Consider the following 16,141-nt stretch of genomic DNA (forward strand, 5'->3'; position numbering starts at 1 on the left):
CCCGCAAGCGGGGAGAAGGAAAGGAGAGATCAGCCAACGATCAGCTCGGTCCACTTCTGGTTAATCCAGTCGGCCTTGGTGGTGTAGAGATCGTAGCGTGGCAGGATCGGCGGGATGTCGGACGACACGCCGGCGAACTGTTCCGGCGTCAGGTCGAGCAGCTCGCGCTTGACCGTCGGTGCGGTGCCGACCTTGCGCGACATCAGCGACTGCACGGCGGGCTGGCACATGTGGTCGATGAAGGCGTGCGCCTCCTCGGTCTTCTTCGAGGCGCGCGACAGGACCCACGAGCCCGAATCCTGGATGCCGCCTTCCTTCGGGAAGGTCGAGCGCACCGGCTGGCCTTCTGCCGCAGCGAGACCGGTGACGTCGTGGTAATACTGGCCCATCGGGATTTCGCCCGACTTCAGCGCCTGTTCGAACTGCGCTTCGTCGCGATACCACAGCCGCACGTTCGGCTTGACCTCGGCGAGCTTCTCCAGCGCCTTCTGGATGCCCTCTTCAGTGTCGAGCGCCTTGGTCCCGCCCATGAAGGTGGTCGCCGTCACTTCGAGCAGGAACGAGTTGGAAGCGAGCGCCAAAAGGCCGAGCTTGTCGGCGTTGGCCGGATCCCAGAATGCCGCCCAGCTGTCGGGCGCCGTTGCAAAGACGTTGGTGTTGGTCACCAGCGTGATGTACCAGGCGACCGCGCCAATGCCGGCGACGCGGCCATCCGGATATTTGTTGACGAAGTGGTCGAGCAGGTTGGAGCTGTTCTTGATCTTGGCAAGGTCGAGCGGCGCCCACAGCTCGGTCGACTGGCCCTTCAGCATCGAGGTCTGCGACATCATTGAAAGGTCAGCCGGCGCCTGGCCTGCCTTGGCCGCCTGTTCGAGCTGCACCAGCCAGGCCTCGCCGGTCGGCTCGGCGACGGACTCGACCGCGATGCCCGTTGCCTTGGTGAATTCGGGGAAGATGTGCTCGTCGAAGGATTTCTTGAAGTAGCCGCCATAGACGCCGATCTTGATCGACTTGTCCTGGGCACGCAGGATCGACGGCATGGCCAGCAGGCTTGCCGACGCGACTCCGGCGCCGAGAACCGCACGGCGGCTGATCGGATGGTTCAGGATCTTGGTCATTGTCATTCTCCTCATTTATTGCCGGCTTTGTGCCGGCTGTTCCCTTGGATTTTTATGACGGAGTGTCGTTCAGCGTGCTGCGGCGCGGGCCTCCAGTGAACGGGCATATTGGGTCAGCGGGTAGCAGAGCACGAAGAAGATCAGTGCCACCAGCCCGTAGACGGTGAACGGTTCGAAGGTCGCGTTGTTGATGGCGTTGGAGGTCCTGAGCAGCTCCTCGAAGCCGATGATCGAGGTCAGTGCGGTTGCCTTGATCAGTTGGACGAGAAAGCCAACGACCGGCGCGCGGGTTATGGCGAAGGCCTGCGGCAGGATGATCAGGCGCAGTTCCTGGATGTAATGCAGGCCAAGGCTGGCGCCGGCATCCCACTGGCCGCGCGGCAAGGCATCGACGCCGCTACGCCAGATCTCGGCGAGATAGGCGCTGGCAAAGAAGGTCAGGCCGAGCACGGCGGCCGTCCACGGCTCGATGCGGAAACCGAGCATCGGCAGGCCGAAGAACATCAAGAACAGCTGCATCAGCAGCGGCGTGCCCTGAAACAGCGCGATGTAGCCGCTGGCGAAGCGGCGTGCCCACTTGGCCTTGGAGATGCGCAGGAACAGGATGGCGATGCCGACGACGCCGCCACCGACAAAAGCCGCGATCGACAACAGCACGGTCCAGCGCGTCGCGAAGATCAGGTTGCGCAGGATGTCCCAGAAGGTGAACTCGATCATGACACACCCGCCGAAAGTGTGCGGCGGCCGACGCCGACGAGAACACGGCGCAATATGATCGACAGGCCGAGATAGATCATCGCCACGACGAAGTAGGTCTCGAACGGACGGAAGGTCCGTGCCTGCAGCATATCGGCTTCGTAGGTGAGTTCACTCACTGCGATCTGCGACACGACTGAAGACTCGAGCATCATGATCACGATCTGGCTGGTCAGCGCCGGGAAGATGACCTTCAACGCCTGCGGCAAGACGATCTTGACGAAGACCTGACGCGGCCGCAAGCCCAAAGCAAAGGCCGCCTCGCGCTGGCCCCTGGGCACCGCGTCGAGGCCGGCGCCGACGATCTCGGTGGTGTAAGCGGCCATGTTGAGCGTCATCGCCAGGATGGCGGCAACGATCGGGTCGAGCCGGATGCCTAGGCTCGGCAGGCCGAAGAAGATGAAGAACAGCTGCACCAGGAACGGCGTGTTCCTGATGACCTCGACATAGACCGTGATCGTACGCTTCAGCCATGGCGGGCCGTTGCGGCGTCCGGCGGCGGCCAGCACCGAGATCACCGTGCCGGCAATCGTCGTGATGACGATCAAGAAGATCGTCATGGCGGCACCGCGGGCAATCGCGCCCGCAGCCCCTTCAAGCCAGCCGAAGTCGAGGCTGTAGCTCACCGCTTAGTCCTTGAGGTTTTCAGGGTTGAGCGGAACCTTCAGCCATGCCTCTGATGACTTGCTGAGGCGGCCATCAGTGAGCATCGCCGCCACCGTGTCGTTGATGACCTTCTTGAGGCCGTCTTCGCTCTTGTTGAGGCCGATATGCGACGGCGAGGTCAGGAGCTGGAACTTCTGCTCCGGCTTCAGCGCCTCCTGGCGTGCCAGCACCTGGGCGCCGACGTCGTTGCCGACAACCATCAGCTGGGTCTGGCCGGAAATGAAGGCCTGGATGACGGCGTTGTAGTTGTCGAAGCGCTTGATGTCGGCGCCGGCAGGGGCCGCCTCGGTCAGCGAGGTGTCTTCCAGCGTGCCGCGGTTGACGGCGATCGACTTGTCGGCGAGGTCTTCCTTGCCGGCGACCTTGAGCTCGGCGGGGCCGATCACGGCGATGTAGTAAGGCGCATAGGCGGCGGCGAAGTCGATGACCTGCTCGCGCTCCTTCGAGTAGCCGACGCTCATCAGCAGGTCGACGCGCTTGTCGGTCAGGTAGGGAATGCGGTTCTGGCCGGTCACCGGCACCGGGTTGAGCTTGACCTTGAGTGCGTCGGCGATGGCCTGCGCGACATCCATGTCATAGCCCTTGAGGCTCATGTCGGCGCTGGCCGAGGAGAAGGGCGGGAAATCGGCGAAGACGCCGACATTGATCTGGCCGGCCTTGGCGATGTCTTCGAGCGCGTCGGCATTGGCCGGCTGCACGGCGAAAATGGTAGTGCCGGCGACGAGCAGGGCCGCTGCCGTCGTTTGCAGAAGCGTTTTGATGTTCATGTCGGTTCCCTCTGGAATGTTTGTTGTTGAACAGTCGCGTTAGCATCTGGCCGCCGCTTCCCAAACAGCGGCCAGTCGAATTGCTGTTGGCTATGCACCCTTGTTGGTGACGAAGGGGCTGAACAGCATCAGGCTCAGGATTTCGAACAGCATCTGGGCCCCGGCATGCGCCGTGTTGGTGGTCGAATCATATTGCGGCGCGACCTCGACGACGTCGCCGCCGACAAGGTTGAGGCCCTTGAGGCCGCGCACGATCTCCAGCACCTCGCGCGTCGTCAGCCCACCGACCTCAGGCGTGCCGGTGCCGGGCGCGAAGGCGGGGTCGAGGCTGTCGATGTCGAAGGACAGGTAGGTCGGGCCGTCGCCAACGATCTTCTTCGCCTTGTCGATGACCGCCTGTATGCCCATGCCACTGACCTCTTCGGCGTGGATGATGGTCATGCCGGATTCGTAGGAGAACTCCCACAGATATTCGGCCGAGCCGCGGATGCCGATCTGGATGACGCGGCTGGGGTCGAGCACGCCGTCGAGCACGGCGTTGCGGAACGGGCCGCCATGGTGGAACTTGGTCAGGTCGTAGGCGCCGCCGGTGTCGCAATGGGCGTCGATGTGGATCATGCCGACCGGGCGGTTCTTGCCGACCGCCCTGAGGATCGGATGGGTGATCGAGTGGTCGCCGCCGACCGACAGCGGCACAACGCCGGCGTCGACGATCTGGCCGATGCGGCGCTCGATGTCCTCATGGCTCAGTTCGAGCCGGTAGCGGCTGCGGAACGCCACGTCGCCAATGTCGGCGACGCGCAGTTCCTGCACCGGGGCGCAGTCGAGCACATGGTTGTAAGGTCCGATGCGCTCGATGGTGCGCAGCGCGCGCGGACCGAAGCGCGAGCCCGGGCGGTTGGTGACGCCGAGATCCATCGGCACGCCGATCATCGCCACCTGCAGGTCGCCGAAGTCCGGGTTGTCGTTGTCGACCTGGAGGTAAGGTGCCGTCAGGAAGGTCGGGATGCCCGAATAGGGCGCAAGCCGGGTGCCGGCCTTGTTGAAAATCTTGTCGGCGACACGGCGAAACTTCGGGTCGAACAGGTCGCCGCCATGGCCTTCGCCATATTTCTTGCGCAGCTCGTCGAGCTTTTTGACGTCGAAACCCATGGTGTCCTCCTGTGGTCCGAGATGGCAATGCGGGACAATCGCCTGTGGCCGTCCGCTCCCGGCGGCCAGCCTGATACTCGTGTTCCCCGCATGCTTTTTGGTTGTTATGGGGCAAGTTTCCGGCAGCGCCGTTGAAATAGCAATTGATAATGTTAAGGTCTGTGCTGTGAGAATTTCTCACAGCCTCGATCTCTCCCAGGCGGAGTTTCCATGTCCCGGCGCCTGCCCCCGCTCAACCCGCTGCGCGCCTTCGAGGCGACCGCCCGCCATGGCTCGCTGACCAAGGCGGCGGGCGAGCTCAACGTCACTCATGGCGCCATCAGCCACCAGATCCGGGCGCTTGAAGCCACGTTGAAGGTCAAGCTGCTGGAACGCAGCGGCTCGCGCCTCAAGCTCACCCCGCAAGGCGCCGAGCTTTTGCCGGCTGTCACAGGCGCCTTCGAAAGCATTGCTTCCGCCACCGCGCGCATGACGCGGCCGACAAGTTCGGGCAAGCTCACTGTCAGCTGTGTGCCGGCGCTGCTGTCGTTGTGGCTGGTGCCGCGCATCGGCGGTTTCACAGCGCAATATCCGGGCATCAGCCTTAGCCTCAACGCCTCCAACGACCCGCGCGACATCCACGCGCCCGACGTCGATGTCTGCATGCTCTATGGCGACGGCAGCTGGACTGATTGCTGGCTGAAGAAGTGGTCGACGCTGGAGCTGTTTCCCGTCGTCAGCCCGACGCTGATCAACAACCGGCCGATCCGCAGCGTGCGCGACCTGTCCGACCACATCCTGTTGCACGCCGATGACGGCCGCGAATGGCACACCTGGCTCGCCGCCGCCGACGCGCTCGACGTCAAGCCGGTGCAGCAGCACCGCATGTCGGGCGCGAGCCTGACCACCGAAGCGGCGGTCCACGGTCATGGGCTGGCGCTCGGTGACAGCGTCACCGCGTCAGGCATGCTCGCCAAAGGCCAGTTGGTCACGCCGTTCAACCTGTCGGTGCCGGCTGTCGATGCCTTCTACATCGTCTGCCGCAACGAGGTGAAATCGGCCCCCATCGCCCAGGTCTTCATCGACTGGCTGTTTGCCGAGCGCGAGGAGCTTCCCGCCCGCACCGAACAGGCCGTGACCGGCCAGATCAGCATCCGCAAGCGCCGCGGCCAGAAGGCGGCGGCGGCCGGCTAGTCTTCGCCGGCGCCTAGCTTGTTCAGCCGATGCAACCGTAGGGCCAGCGCTGCTTTTTTCGCGTCTTAAGCTTGATCGCCCCGGCGCGATATCCCAATGCTAGCAACGAGGAATGCGTCCGGCAGCGGATGCGCCAAGGAGGAATGAAGCGGCATGGCCAGGACCGATATTGCACGCAGGGTGTACAACCACACCTGGAAGCTCGATCCGATCGTGCGCTCGCTGCTCGACACGGACTTCTACAAGCTGTTGATGCTGCAGATGATCTGGGGCATGCACCCGAAAGTCGACGCCACCTTTTCGCTGATCAACCGCGCCACTTCGGTCAAGCTCGCCGAGGAGATCGATGAGGGCGAGTTGCGCGAGCAGCTCGACCATGCGCGTTCGCTGCGCTTCTCCAAGAAGGAAATGATCTGGCTCGGCGGTAACAATTTCTATGGCCGCAAGCAGATCTTCGAGCCCGAGTTCCTGGCCTGGCTCGAGAACTTCCAGCTGCCGCCCTATCACCTCGAAAAGCGCGACGGCCAGTATGAGCTGACCTTCGCCGGGCCGTGGGTGCTGACCTCGATGTGGGAAATCCCCGCGCTTGCGATCATCAACGAGCTGCGCTCGCGCTCGGCGATGAAAGTATTCGGCCCGTTCGCGCTCGACGTGCTCTACGCCCGGGCCAAGGCCAAGATGTGGGACAAGACCGAGCGGCTGAAGATGCTGCCCGACATCAAGATCTCCGATTTCGGCACCCGCCGCCGCCACTCTTTCCTGTGGCAGCGCTGGTGCGTCGAAGCACTCAAGGAAGGCATCGGCGAGGCCTTCACCGGCACTTCCAACGTGCTTCTGGCCATGGACACCGACCTCGAGGCGCTCGGCACCAACGCGCATGAGCTGCCGATGGTCTATGCCGCACTCGCCAACAACGAGGATGAGCTCAAGCAATCGCCCTACAAGGTGCTGCGCGACTGGCAGCGCTACTATGGCGGCAACCTGCTGATCGTCCTGCCCGACGCCTTCGGCACCGCCGCCTTCCTGCGCGACGCGCCCGACTGGGTCGCCGACTGGACCGGCTTCCGCCCCGACAGCGCCCCGCCGATCGAAGGCGGCGAGCGCATCATCGAGTGGTGGCGCAAGAAGGGCCAGGACCCGCGCTCCAAGCTTTTGATCTTCTCCGACGGCCTCGACGTCGACACCATCATCGAGACCTACCGCCACTTCGAGGGCAAGGTGCGCATGTCGTTCGGCTGGGGCACCAACCTGACCAACGATTTCGAAGGCTGCGCGCCGGTCGAAACCGACCGCCTCAACGCCATCTCGCTGGTCTGCAAGGTCACCGAAACCGACGGCCGCCCAGCGGTCAAGCTGTCGGACAACCCCGCCAAGGCCACCGGCGACAAAAAAGAAATCGCCCGCTACCTCCGCATCTTTGGCGAGAAGGACCGGGTGGAGCAATTGGTGAAGGTGTAGGGCGGGCTCGACCGGCCCGAGGCAGGCTCGAGCCCGAGCGGGAGCTTGGAATGGTCGCATCCAGCGTGGCGAGGGGTTTCCACGCTTTGGTGTATTTCCTGTTGAGCGGAAGCCGCGCAGGACTTCTCGCAGCATCTCGTCGATCGCGATCCTGACAATGGCCGGGCGCGAAAGCGAGCGTGGCAGTGAAGAAATTTGGCTTCTTCTCCCCGTTCACGGGGAGAAAGTCCCGGCAGGGGGATGAGGGGCAGCGCGAACTTTCGGAATTGAGTGCCGCCCCTCACCCGGTCGCTTCGCGGCCACCCTCTCCCCGTAAACGGGGCGAGGGGTAACCTCACACCCCTTCCCGCAACCCCAGCCATGTGGCACATCGAAACAGTGAGTGGCGGGAACCGAAACATCTGCGGAACCATCCGGCGCGCGGCGGCGACAGTGCTTGCAGCATGCAGCGCAACGGCATGGCAAACACTGCCCGCTTTCGCCCACGCCTCCGATCGCGGCCATGTCCTGCTGTTGCCGACCGGGCACTACATAGCCGGCGCAGCTTTGGCCGTGGCGGCGAGTTTCCTGGTGCTCGCCGTCCTGCCTCCCGAACGGCTGGCCTCTCTCTGGCGCACACGTTTGCCGCTCGGTGCGATCCCCGACCTGCGGCTGCCTGTCAGCCTGCTGTCATTCGTTGCCTTCGCAGCATTGATCCTCGCCGGTTTCATCGGCTCGCGCGATCCGCTCTCCAACCCGCTGCCGCTGACGATCTGGACGCTGCTCTGGGTCGGCCTCACCCTCGTCCAGGGCCTGTTCGGCAATCTCTGGGCATGGCTCAACCCATGGTACGGACCTTATCGCCTGGTCGGCCGCACGCTCGGCTCGAAGGCGGATGGCAACGGCCCGCTACGCCTGCCCGAATGGCTCGGCTACTGGCCCGCCCTTATCCTGTTCCTCGCCTTCGCCTGGTTCGAGCTGATCGACCCGGCACCCGACGATCCGGCACGGCTCGCCATCGCTGCCGCCACCTACTGGCTGTTTTCGTTCCTTGCCATGCTGGCCTTCGGCTTCGAGCGCTGGAGTCGGCAAGGCGAATTCCTGTCTGTCTTCTTCGCCATGATCGGGCGCTTCGGCGTTGTCGATGGCAAGCAGGACGGCACGCGGCTGCGTCTCGCCTGGTGCTGGTCCGGCGCCAAACTCAACGACGTCGCGCCGCTGCCGCCCTCGGGCGCGCTGTTCCTGCTTGCGACACTCGCCTCGGTGTCGTTCGACGGCTTCTCCAAGACCTTCTTCTGGCTCGGGCTTAACGGCATCAACCCGCTCGAACTGCCCGGGCGCTCGGCACTCATCGGCACCAACAGCCTCGGCCTGATGGCGGTATTCGCAGCACTCGCTGTCGTCGGGCTGTTCGCGGTGCTGATCGGCCAAAGGCTGGTCAACAGCACCGTGCCGCTGTCGAAGGCCGCCGGTCTGTTCGTCTGGTCGATCGTGCCGATCGCGCTCGCCTATCATTTCTCGCACTACCTGACGGCATTGCTGGTCAACGGCCAATACGCGCTTGTCGCGCTGTCGGACCCGTTCGCGCTGGGCTGGAACCTGTTCGGCACCGCCCACATGCCGGTCGAGGCCGGCATCGCCATGGGCTCGGAATCCGCCTGGCTGATCTGGAACCTGCAGGCGGCGGCCATTGTCGCCGGGCACGTGCTGGCGGTGCTCGTCGCCCACCTGCTCGCCTGGCGGCTGCACCCCTCCCCGGCCGGCGCCTCGCTCAGCCAGTTGCCGCTGACATTGCTGATGATCGGCTACACCGTTTTCGGCCTCTGGCTGCTCTCGACAGCCACGGCGGGATAGTGCAAATGCAGCTGGATTTGACCTAGCGGAAGCAACTATTGCCACGTCTGGGGATTGGTGATCTAGTTTGTATACATGCAATTTTTCGCCATTTCTTGAGTTCCGGGCGGAGCAGCCGCCAATCCGCAGCACAGCTGGTCAAAAGGCACGGCAAGGGGACAGGGCATGACTGACAGCAAACGCTTCTTCGACCTCGGCAAATCAGGCCTCAGCCGCCGTACGGCGCTCAAGGGCCTCGCCGCCGGCGCCGGCCTGATGGCCGCGCCCGGTTTCGTCCGCTACTCGCAGGCGCAGTCATCGGCGCCGATCAAGATCGGCTTCCAGGCCCACCGCACAGGCATCGGCGCTGCCTATGGCCGCTGGTACGAAAAGACCACCAACGCCGCGGTCAAGCTGATCAACGATGCCGGCGGCATCAACGGCCGCCCGGTCGAGATCATCGTCGAAGATGACGGTACCGACCCCAAGCGCGGCGCCGAGGTGGTTGCCAAGTTCGCCTCTCAGCACAAGACCGACATCGTCTTCGGCACGCTGTTTTCGCATGTCGTCGTCGGCTCGGCGCCGACCGCCGGCGAACTCAAGATTCCCTACTACGTCGTCAGCGAAGGCTATCACGTCGCCTCGGGCAAGCTGAACCGCTGGGTCTTCCAGCCCGGCATTACCGACGTGCGCTCGCAGGTCACTTCGGTCGCCCCTTGGGTCGCCGCCAACCTCGGCAAGAAGGTGACGATGATCTATCCGGACTACGCCTTCGGCTACGATCACCGCGACTATTTCGCGCCCGCCCTCAAGGCCCAGGGCGGCGAGGTCGTGGCCCAGATTCCGATCCCGCCGACCGAAAGCTCGTTCACCAAGTATCTGCCGCAGATTCCCGCCGACACCGAGGTGCTGTACCACGTCATGGTCGGCCCCGGCGTTCTGACCTTCGTCAAGGAACTCGGCGAGTTCTACGGCTCGAATAAGCCGAAGCTGTTCGGCTTCATCGACTCGCTCGAGGCTGTCGACATCAACAGCCCCGGCCTCGAATTCCTCGACGGCAGCCATTTCTGGGAAGGCTCGCCGCGCTACGCCCAGGCCAATGACAGCGAGGCGCAGAAAGCCTATCGCGCGGCCGTCGGCATCGACGATAATGGCGCATCGACGACGGATGCCAAGGACGTGTCGACCGCCGCCCACATGTTCGGTTGCTGGGAAACGCTCTACGTCATCAAGAAGGCGATGGAGGATTCAAGCTACAAGGGCCCCGAGGACCGCGCCAAGCTGGTCGAGGCGACCGAGGCGCTGACCGAGTTCAAGGAAGGCCCCGAGCATCCCCAGGGCGACAAGAAGTTTAACGGCAAAATCCACCAGGTCTTCGGCCACCAGAACATCTCCAAGGTCGAAGGCGGCAAGCTCAACGTCGTGCACCGGACCTCGATCGAAGACGGCATGTACGAGCCGGAAGCGGACTACACGACACAGCCGCTGTGAGCAGCTTGCTGGATGCTGCTTAGGTTGAGTGCCTTGCCACCCCCCTCTGTCCTGCCGGCGATCTCCCCCTCAGAGGGGGAGATCGGCCGTCATCAAGACATACGGCAATCGCCCAGGTCGCAAGACTGGCGCGACGCCACTGCTGCTGATCTCCCCCCTTGCGGGGGAGATGTCCGGCAGGACAGAGGGGGGTGCGACGGAGCGCAACTTGGGTGGGTTCCCTAGTGGCCTTTTTCCCGCATCTCCTGCTCGCCACGCTCGAAGGCCTGGTCACCTCGGCGGTTCTGGCGCTGACGGCACTCGGGCTGTCGCTGGTGTTCGGCGTCATGCGCATCGTCAACGTCGCGCATGGCGAATTCTTCATGCTGGGTGCCGTACTTGCCTGGGCGATCACCACCACGCTCACTGGCCACCCGGCCCTTGGCTTCGCGATCGCTTTGGTGCTGTCGCCGCTGATCGTCGGCGCCATCGCCTGGATCGCCGAGCGGCTGGTGCTGCGCCGCATCGAGTACAATCCCGAAGCGACCATCGTGGCCACCATCGGCCTGCTCTATATCATCCAGCAGTTGGCGCTGACCTTCTACGGCCCCGAGGCGCGGCCGGTGACGCCGCCGTTCAACTACCGCATCCAGCTGCCATGGTTCGGCTACTCCGGCTACAAGCTGTCGATCATCGCGGCCTCCGCACTACTCCTGCTCGCCACCTGGTTCGTGCTGACACGCACCCGCATCGGGCTGATCATGCGGGCAACGCAATATGACCGCGAGACAGCCCTTGCCTTCGGCATCCCGGTCGGGCGCGTCTATGGTGCGGTCTTCGCGCTCGGCGCCATGCTCGCGGCCATCGCCGCGGTGCTGATCGTGCCGATCCAGCAGGCGCATTATCTGATGGGGCTCGACCCGCTGCTGCTGTCGTTCATCGTCGTCATCATCGGTGGGCTCGGCTCGCTGCGTGGTACGGTCATCGCCGCCCTGCTGATCGGCGTCTCCGACGGCATCATTTCGGTGTTCTTCTCACCGACGCTGGCCAAGATCATCGCCACGCTCGTCGTTGCCATGGTGCTGGTGTTCCGGCCGCAGGGTCTGTTCGGGACAGCAACGAAATGAGCGGCGACGGCACGACAACAAAGGTCTACGCGCTGCATGGGGCCGTCATAGCCGTGCTCGTCGCGCTGAATTTCGTGCTGCCCGAGTATCATCATGGCGTACTGGCGCGGGTGCTGGTGCTCGCCGTCTTTGCCATGGGCTACAACTTGCTGTTCGGCTATGTCGGGCTGCTCAGCCTCGGCCATGCCATGTTCTTTTCAGCCGGGCTCTATGGTGCCGGCCTGCCGCTCTACCATCTCGGCTGGGGCGTCGTGCCGGCCTTTGCCGGAGGCATTGGCGCGGGTTTCACCGTATCGCTGTTCATCGGCCTTTTGGCGCTGCGCACCTCGGGCGTCGCCTTCATGATCGTGACGATGATGTTCGCCCAGGTGTTCTATCTCACCACGCTCTATTTCGGCGAATGGACCCGCGGCGACGAAGGGCTGGTGCTGCAGCAGCACACGCGGCGGATAGCGCTCGGCAGCGAAACACTCGACCTGACCAACCCGGCGACGCGCTATCTGATGGCGGTGGCGCTTTTTGCGGCAACACTCTTCGCCACGCTTGCCATCGTCCGCTCGCGCCATGGCCGCGTCCTCGTCGCGATCCGCGAGAACGAAGAGCGAACGAAGATGCTCGGCTACGACACCTTCGCCAACAAGCTGGCCGCGGTCGTGACCTCGGGTGTCATTTGCGCCGCGGCGGGTGCAGCCTATGCGCTGTTGTTCGGTTATGTCGGCTCGACCTTCGCCTCGGTGCAATACTCGATCCTGCCGCTGCTCTGGGTCCTGCTCGGCGGTGCCGCGACAACGCTCGGCCCGCTGCTCGGCACGCTGTTCATGTACTACGTCGTCGACATCACCAGTGGTTACACCTCGGCCTACATGCTGGTCGTCGGCGCCATGCTGATCCTTCTGGTGCTGTGGTTCCGCAAAGGCGTGCTCGGCACGGTGCGCGAGCGCTGGCTCAGGTGGTTGCCATGACGGCACTTTTGACCACCAAGGGCCTGTCGCGCCATTTCGGCGGCCTGCGTGCCGTCGATAATGTCGATTTCTCACTCGAGCCGGGCGAGATCCGAGCGGTGATCGGCCCCAATGGCGCTGGCAAGACGACCTTCGTCAGCCTCGTCTGCGGCCGCTACGCGCCAAGTTCTGGCCGCATCGTCTTCGACGGCGAGGACATCACCGACATGCCGGCACACCTCAGGGTCCGGCGCGGCATCGCCTATACGTTCCAGATCACCAGCGTATTCGCCAACCTCAGCGCCTACGAGAACGTCGCCCTGCCGGTGCAGCGCACGCTGACCGACGGGCGTTCGCGCAGGGCGGTGCGGCAAAGCGCGATGGAAGCGCTCGAACGCGTCGGGCTGGCCAGCCGGGCGCATGAGCAGGCCGGCGCCTTGGCCTACGGCCACCAACGGCTGCTCGAGGTGGCGATGGGGCTGGCGCTCAAGCCGCGGCTGCTCATCCTCGACGAGCCGACGCAGGGCCTTTCGGACAGCGAGATCGAAAACTTCATCGCCCTTGTGCGCGAGATAGCCAGCGATGCAACGGTGCTGCTGATCGAACACAACATGCAGGTGGTGATGGAATTGGCCCGGCGCATCACCGTGTTCGACGCCGGCAAGATCCTGGCTGAAGGCAGCCCGGCTGAGATCCGCGCCAACACTGCGGTGCAGGAAGCCTATCTCGGCACCGTGCAGGAGGCAGGCGCATGAGTGTCACCCTGACGATCGCCGGCCTCGACTGCTTTTACGGCGAAGTGCAGGTGCTGCATGGCCTCGAGCTTGAACTGCGCAAGGGCGAGGTGTTGTGCCTGCTCGGCCGCAATGGTGCAGGCAAGACCACCACGCTGAAAGCGATCATGGGGCTGGTGCCGGCACGCGCCGGCTCGATCACGCTGGGCACAAGCGAACTGACCGAACTGCCGGCGCATGAGGTGCCGAGGGCAGGCATCGCCTATGTGCCGCAGGGCCGGCGCCTGTTTGCCGAGTTGACCGTCGCCGAAAACATCGAGATCGGCCTGATGACGCGCAACAAGGGCAAGATGGTGCGGGAAAACGTGCTCGACCTGTTCCCGGTCCTGCGCGAGCGGCTGAAGCAGCGCTCGGGCACGCTGTCGGGCGGCGAGCAGCAGATGCTGGCGATGGCGCGGGCGCTGTGCCTCGAACCCGAGGTTCTGCTGCTCGACGAGCCGACCGAAGGCCTGATGCCGTCGATGATCGCGAAAATCCGCGAGACCGTGACGGGTTTACGCGAACGAGGTGTGTCGACCATCCTCGTCGAACAGCGCGTCGACGCCGTTCTCTCCGTCGCCGACCGCGTCGCCTTCATCGAAAACGGCCGCAACCGCGAAACCGTTGACGTCACGCAGCTGCGCGACGACCCAGAAATGGTGAGGCGCTATGTCGGCGTCGGCTAGCCGAAGAACACGAAGCCGGCGATCAGGAAGGTCGGGATCAGCACCGCGCCCGACCACAGCATGTAGCCGAAGAAACCCGGCATGCTGACCCCGCTCTCCCTGGCGATGGCATAGACCATGAAGTTGGGCGCGTTGCCGATGTAGGTGTTAGCGCCCATGAACACGGCGCCTGCCGAGATCGCCACAAGCGTCGGGGCAAGAGTCGTCATCAGCGCCTGCGGGTCGCCGCCGGCCAACTCGAAAAAGACCAGATAGGTCGGCGCGTTGTCGAGGAAGGACGACAGCGCGCCCGTCAGCCAGAAATAGGCGAGGTTGTCGGGTTCGCCCGCCGGCCCAGTGACCAGCGACACCAGCGGCGCGAACGCGCCGTCGAGCCCTGCACGCAGGATGGCGATGACAGGCACGATGCAGATGAAGATGCCGGCGAACAACTTTGCCACCTCTGTTATCGGCCCCCAGGAGAAGCCGTTGGCGGCGCGGTATTCCTTGCGTGTGACGGCGAGCGACACGAACGCCAGTGCCAGGATGATGGCATCGCGGGCAAGGTTCTGCAGCTCGACATGGACGCCTTGGATCGAGAACGCGACGCCGGGTTTCCAGAACGCCGACATCAGGATCGCGGCAATAACGCCGGTGAGCAGCGCTATGTTGGCAAGGCCGCGGATACGCACCTTGGAATGTGGAGTCGGGTCCTTGATCTTGGGCTGCCCCGCCTCGCGCCTGTGGAAGTGCCAGTCGACGGCGAGGAAGGCCGCCAGCACGATGCCGCCGACCAGCAGGGTCTCGCGCCAGAGATGAACCGTCGTCCAGAAGAAATCGACGCCACGCAGGAAGCCAACGAACAACGGCGGATCACCGAGCGGGGTCAACGATCCCCCGATATTGGACACCAGGAAGATGAAGAAGACGACGACATGGGCGTTGAACGGCCGGTTGTCGTTGGCACGGATCACCGGCCGGATCATGATCATCGAGGCGCCCGTGGTGCCGACGACCGAAGCGAGCAGCGCGCCGATGACCAGCATGCCGGCATTGACCAGCGGCGTGCCTTGGATGTTGCCCGCCACAAGAATGCCGCCCGAAATGGTGAACAGGGCAAACAGCAGGATGATGAATGACATGTATTCGAGCAAAAGCGTGTGCAGCACTGCACCGGCCGAGACATCGAAGCCGAAGGACAACGACATCGGCACCACCACAAGGGCCGCCCAGCCGATCGTGATCTTGCCGTAGTGGTGCTCCCATACATGCGGGTAGAGCAGCGGCCCGGTGGCGACGGAGAACAGCAACCCCGCGAAGGGCAACGCCCACCACAATGACATCGACGCGCCAGGCAAGCCTTGGTCGGCGGCCAGCGCCGATCCCGCGCTCACAAGCAGGCCGGCGAGCGCCAGTGACGCTGCCGCAAGACGCGAATTTTTCATGCTGTCCCCTCAAAGCCGGCGTATGCGCCGGGCATTCTTTTCGAAGTTCGTCATGGTCGAAATTCGTCATGGCGGCGGCGCAGCCGACGCTGCCGAGGTCGGATAGCTAGACGAGCTTCACGCCGGCGTCGCGCATCTTGCCGATCATCATTTCCAAGGAGCCGCCGAGATCGATGGCCCGGCATGCATCGAGGCGCACCGTGGTGGCAAAACCATGCTTGACCGCGTCGAGCGCCGAATAGGCGACGCAAAAATCGGTGGCGAGGCCGACAAGAGTGATCGAAGCGACGTCGCGCTCGCGCAGGTAGCCGGCGAGACCGGTCGGGGTAAAACGATCGTTCTCGAAGAACGCCGAATAACTGTCGATATGCGGGCGAAAGCCCTTGCGGATGACCAGTTCGGCCTTGGACCAGGCAAGGCCGGAATGGAAGTCGGCGCCACGGCTGCCCTGGATGCAATGATCCGGCCACAGGGTCTGTGGGCCATAGGACATGCGCACGCTTTCGAACGGCTGCTTGCCGGTGTGGCTGGAAGCGAAGCTCGAATGACCGGCCGGATGCCAGTCCTGGGTCAGCATGACGTGCTCGGCGTTGCGGATGAGATCGTTGACCAGCGGAATGATCTCGTCGCCCCCATTCACGGCAAGCGCACCGCCAGGGCAGAAGTCGTTTTGCAGATCGACGACGACGAGCGCGTCCGTGGCCATGGGGCCCCCATGCTGGTTTCGGTACCGCCTCGCTGGCGGGCCGCCGAAATTCGTCCAGAAGGCGCCTTGCGTCAACCATCAACTTGGCGAAGCGCGATCCCACCAGGAAGTG

At 64.0% G+C, this 16,141-nt stretch carries 15 protein-coding genes; 8 read left to right on the plus strand and 7 right to left on the minus strand.

Annotated features, from left to right (window positions below; genetic code table 11):
• Positions 1–29: 29 nt before the first annotated feature.
• The 5 genes from IHE39_RS19505 to speB all read right to left on the minus strand — a co-directional run bounded on the left by IHE39_RS19505 (position 30) and on the right by speB (position 4,459).
• Positions 30–1,118 (minus strand): ABC transporter substrate-binding protein, encoded by a 1,089-nt coding sequence (locus IHE39_RS19505; protein WP_192567646.1) that lies wholly within the window; start codon positions 1,116–1,118, stop codon positions 30–32.
• Between the two features lie 69 nt (positions 1,119–1,187).
• On the minus strand, positions 1,188–1,835 hold the full coding sequence (locus IHE39_RS19510) for an amino acid ABC transporter permease (RefSeq protein ID WP_184770289.1): 648 nt from the start codon (positions 1,833–1,835) through the stop codon (positions 1,188–1,190).
• A complete protein-coding gene (locus IHE39_RS19515; RefSeq protein WP_184770288.1) occupies positions 1,832–2,500 on the minus strand; it encodes an amino acid ABC transporter permease in 669 nt (222 codons plus the stop codon). Before IHE39_RS19515 ends, IHE39_RS19510 begins: the two co-directional genes overlap by 4 nt.
• Before the next feature lie 3 nt (positions 2,501–2,503).
• Entirely contained in the window at positions 2,504–3,307 is an 804-nt protein-coding gene (locus tag IHE39_RS19520) for a transporter substrate-binding domain-containing protein (RefSeq protein ID WP_184770287.1), read from the minus strand.
• 90 nt (positions 3,308–3,397) lie between these two features.
• Positions 3,398–4,459: an agmatinase gene (speB, locus tag IHE39_RS19525; protein WP_192567647.1), complete on the minus strand. Its 1,062-nt coding sequence runs from the start codon at positions 4,457–4,459 to the stop codon at positions 3,398–3,400.
• A gap of 210 nt (positions 4,460–4,669) precedes the next feature.
• On the opposite strand from speB, the gene gcvA reads away from it, so the two are divergent.
• From gcvA to IHE39_RS19565, 8 genes are all read left to right on the plus strand, one after another.
• The gene (gcvA, locus tag IHE39_RS19530) at positions 4,670–5,632 is read left to right on the plus strand and encodes a transcriptional regulator GcvA (RefSeq protein WP_192567648.1); all 963 of its coding nucleotides are present in this window, start codon (positions 4,670–4,672) and stop codon (positions 5,630–5,632) included.
• 153 nt (positions 5,633–5,785) lie between these two features.
• Positions 5,786–7,090, plus strand: coding sequence for a nicotinate phosphoribosyltransferase (gene pncB, locus IHE39_RS19535; protein WP_192567649.1), 1,305 nt, complete (start codon positions 5,786–5,788; stop codon positions 7,088–7,090).
• A gap of 360 nt (positions 7,091–7,450) precedes the next feature.
• The gene (locus tag IHE39_RS19540) at positions 7,451–8,923 is read left to right on the plus strand and encodes a hypothetical protein (protein ID WP_246485569.1); all 1,473 of its coding nucleotides are present in this window, start codon (positions 7,451–7,453) and stop codon (positions 8,921–8,923) included.
• A gap of 165 nt (positions 8,924–9,088) precedes the next feature.
• Positions 9,089–10,393, plus strand: a complete 1,305-nt coding sequence (locus tag IHE39_RS19545; RefSeq protein WP_192567651.1) for an ABC transporter substrate-binding protein — start codon at positions 9,089–9,091, stop codon at positions 10,391–10,393.
• Positions 10,394–10,617: 224 nt separating this feature from the next.
• Complete coding sequence (locus IHE39_RS19550; RefSeq protein WP_192567763.1) at positions 10,618–11,499, plus strand: ABC transporter permease subunit; 882 nt, start codon at positions 10,618–10,620, stop codon at positions 11,497–11,499.
• Positions 11,496–12,461, plus strand: coding sequence for a branched-chain amino acid ABC transporter permease (locus tag IHE39_RS19555; RefSeq protein ID WP_192567652.1), 966 nt, complete (start codon positions 11,496–11,498; stop codon positions 12,459–12,461). Before IHE39_RS19550 ends, IHE39_RS19555 begins: the two co-directional genes overlap by 4 nt.
• Positions 12,458–13,195 (plus strand): ABC transporter ATP-binding protein, encoded by a 738-nt coding sequence (locus IHE39_RS19560; RefSeq protein ID WP_192567653.1) that lies wholly within the window; start codon positions 12,458–12,460, stop codon positions 13,193–13,195. Before IHE39_RS19555 ends, IHE39_RS19560 begins: the two co-directional genes overlap by 4 nt.
• The gene (locus tag IHE39_RS19565) at positions 13,192–13,899 is read left to right on the plus strand and encodes an ABC transporter ATP-binding protein (protein ID WP_192567654.1); all 708 of its coding nucleotides are present in this window, start codon (positions 13,192–13,194) and stop codon (positions 13,897–13,899) included. Before IHE39_RS19560 ends, IHE39_RS19565 begins: the two co-directional genes overlap by 4 nt.
• On the opposite strand, the gene IHE39_RS19570 is transcribed toward IHE39_RS19565, so the two are convergent.
• Both IHE39_RS19570 and pncA read right to left on the minus strand, forming a co-directional pair.
• A complete protein-coding gene (locus IHE39_RS19570) occupies positions 13,896–15,323 on the minus strand; it encodes a sodium:proton antiporter (protein WP_192567655.1) in 1,428 nt (475 codons plus the stop codon). The two genes, IHE39_RS19565 and IHE39_RS19570, sit on opposite strands and share 4 nt — an antisense overlap.
• Before the next feature lie 106 nt (positions 15,324–15,429).
• Positions 15,430–16,029, minus strand: coding sequence for a bifunctional nicotinamidase/pyrazinamidase (gene pncA / locus IHE39_RS19575; protein WP_192567656.1), 600 nt, complete (start codon positions 16,027–16,029; stop codon positions 15,430–15,432).
• Between the last annotated feature and the right edge of the window lie 112 nt (positions 16,030–16,141).

Source organism: Aminobacter carboxidus (assembly GCF_014863355.1).
GTDB classification, from domain to species: domain Bacteria; phylum Pseudomonadota; class Alphaproteobacteria; order Rhizobiales; family Rhizobiaceae; genus Aminobacter; species Aminobacter carboxidus.

Bases quoted from the DNA above. Each gene is read 5' to 3' on its own strand.
- IHE39_RS19540 (WP_246485569.1), top strand. From the start codon at position 7,451: ATGTGGCACATCGAAACAGTGAGTGGCGGGAACCGAAACATCTGCGGA.
- IHE39_RS19570 (WP_192567655.1), bottom strand. From the start codon at position 15,323: ATGAAAAATTCGCGTCTTGCGGCAGCGTCACTGGCGCTCGCCGGCCTG.
- IHE39_RS19555 (WP_192567652.1), top strand. From the start codon at position 11,496: ATGAGCGGCGACGGCACGACAACAAAGGTCTACGCGCTGCATGGGGCC.
- IHE39_RS19510 (WP_184770289.1), bottom strand. From the start codon at position 1,835: ATGATCGAGTTCACCTTCTGGGACATCCTGCGCAACCTGATCTTCGCG.
- IHE39_RS19560 (WP_192567653.1), top strand. From the start codon at position 12,458: ATGACGGCACTTTTGACCACCAAGGGCCTGTCGCGCCATTTCGGCGGC.
- IHE39_RS19545 (WP_192567651.1), top strand. From the start codon at position 9,089: ATGACTGACAGCAAACGCTTCTTCGACCTCGGCAAATCAGGCCTCAGC.
- IHE39_RS19565 (WP_192567654.1), top strand. From the start codon at position 13,192: ATGAGTGTCACCCTGACGATCGCCGGCCTCGACTGCTTTTACGGCGAA.
- pncA (WP_192567656.1), bottom strand. From the start codon at position 16,029: ATGGCCACGGACGCGCTCGTCGTCGTCGATCTGCAAAACGACTTCTGC.
- speB (WP_192567647.1), bottom strand. From the start codon at position 4,459: ATGGGTTTCGACGTCAAAAAGCTCGACGAGCTGCGCAAGAAATATGGC.
- gcvA (WP_192567648.1), top strand. From the start codon at position 4,670: ATGTCCCGGCGCCTGCCCCCGCTCAACCCGCTGCGCGCCTTCGAGGCG.
- IHE39_RS19505 (WP_192567646.1), bottom strand. From the start codon at position 1,118: ATGACCAAGATCCTGAACCATCCGATCAGCCGCCGTGCGGTTCTCGGC.
- IHE39_RS19520 (WP_184770287.1), bottom strand. From the start codon at position 3,307: ATGAACATCAAAACGCTTCTGCAAACGACGGCAGCGGCCCTGCTCGTC.
- pncB (WP_192567649.1), top strand. From the start codon at position 5,786: ATGGCCAGGACCGATATTGCACGCAGGGTGTACAACCACACCTGGAAG.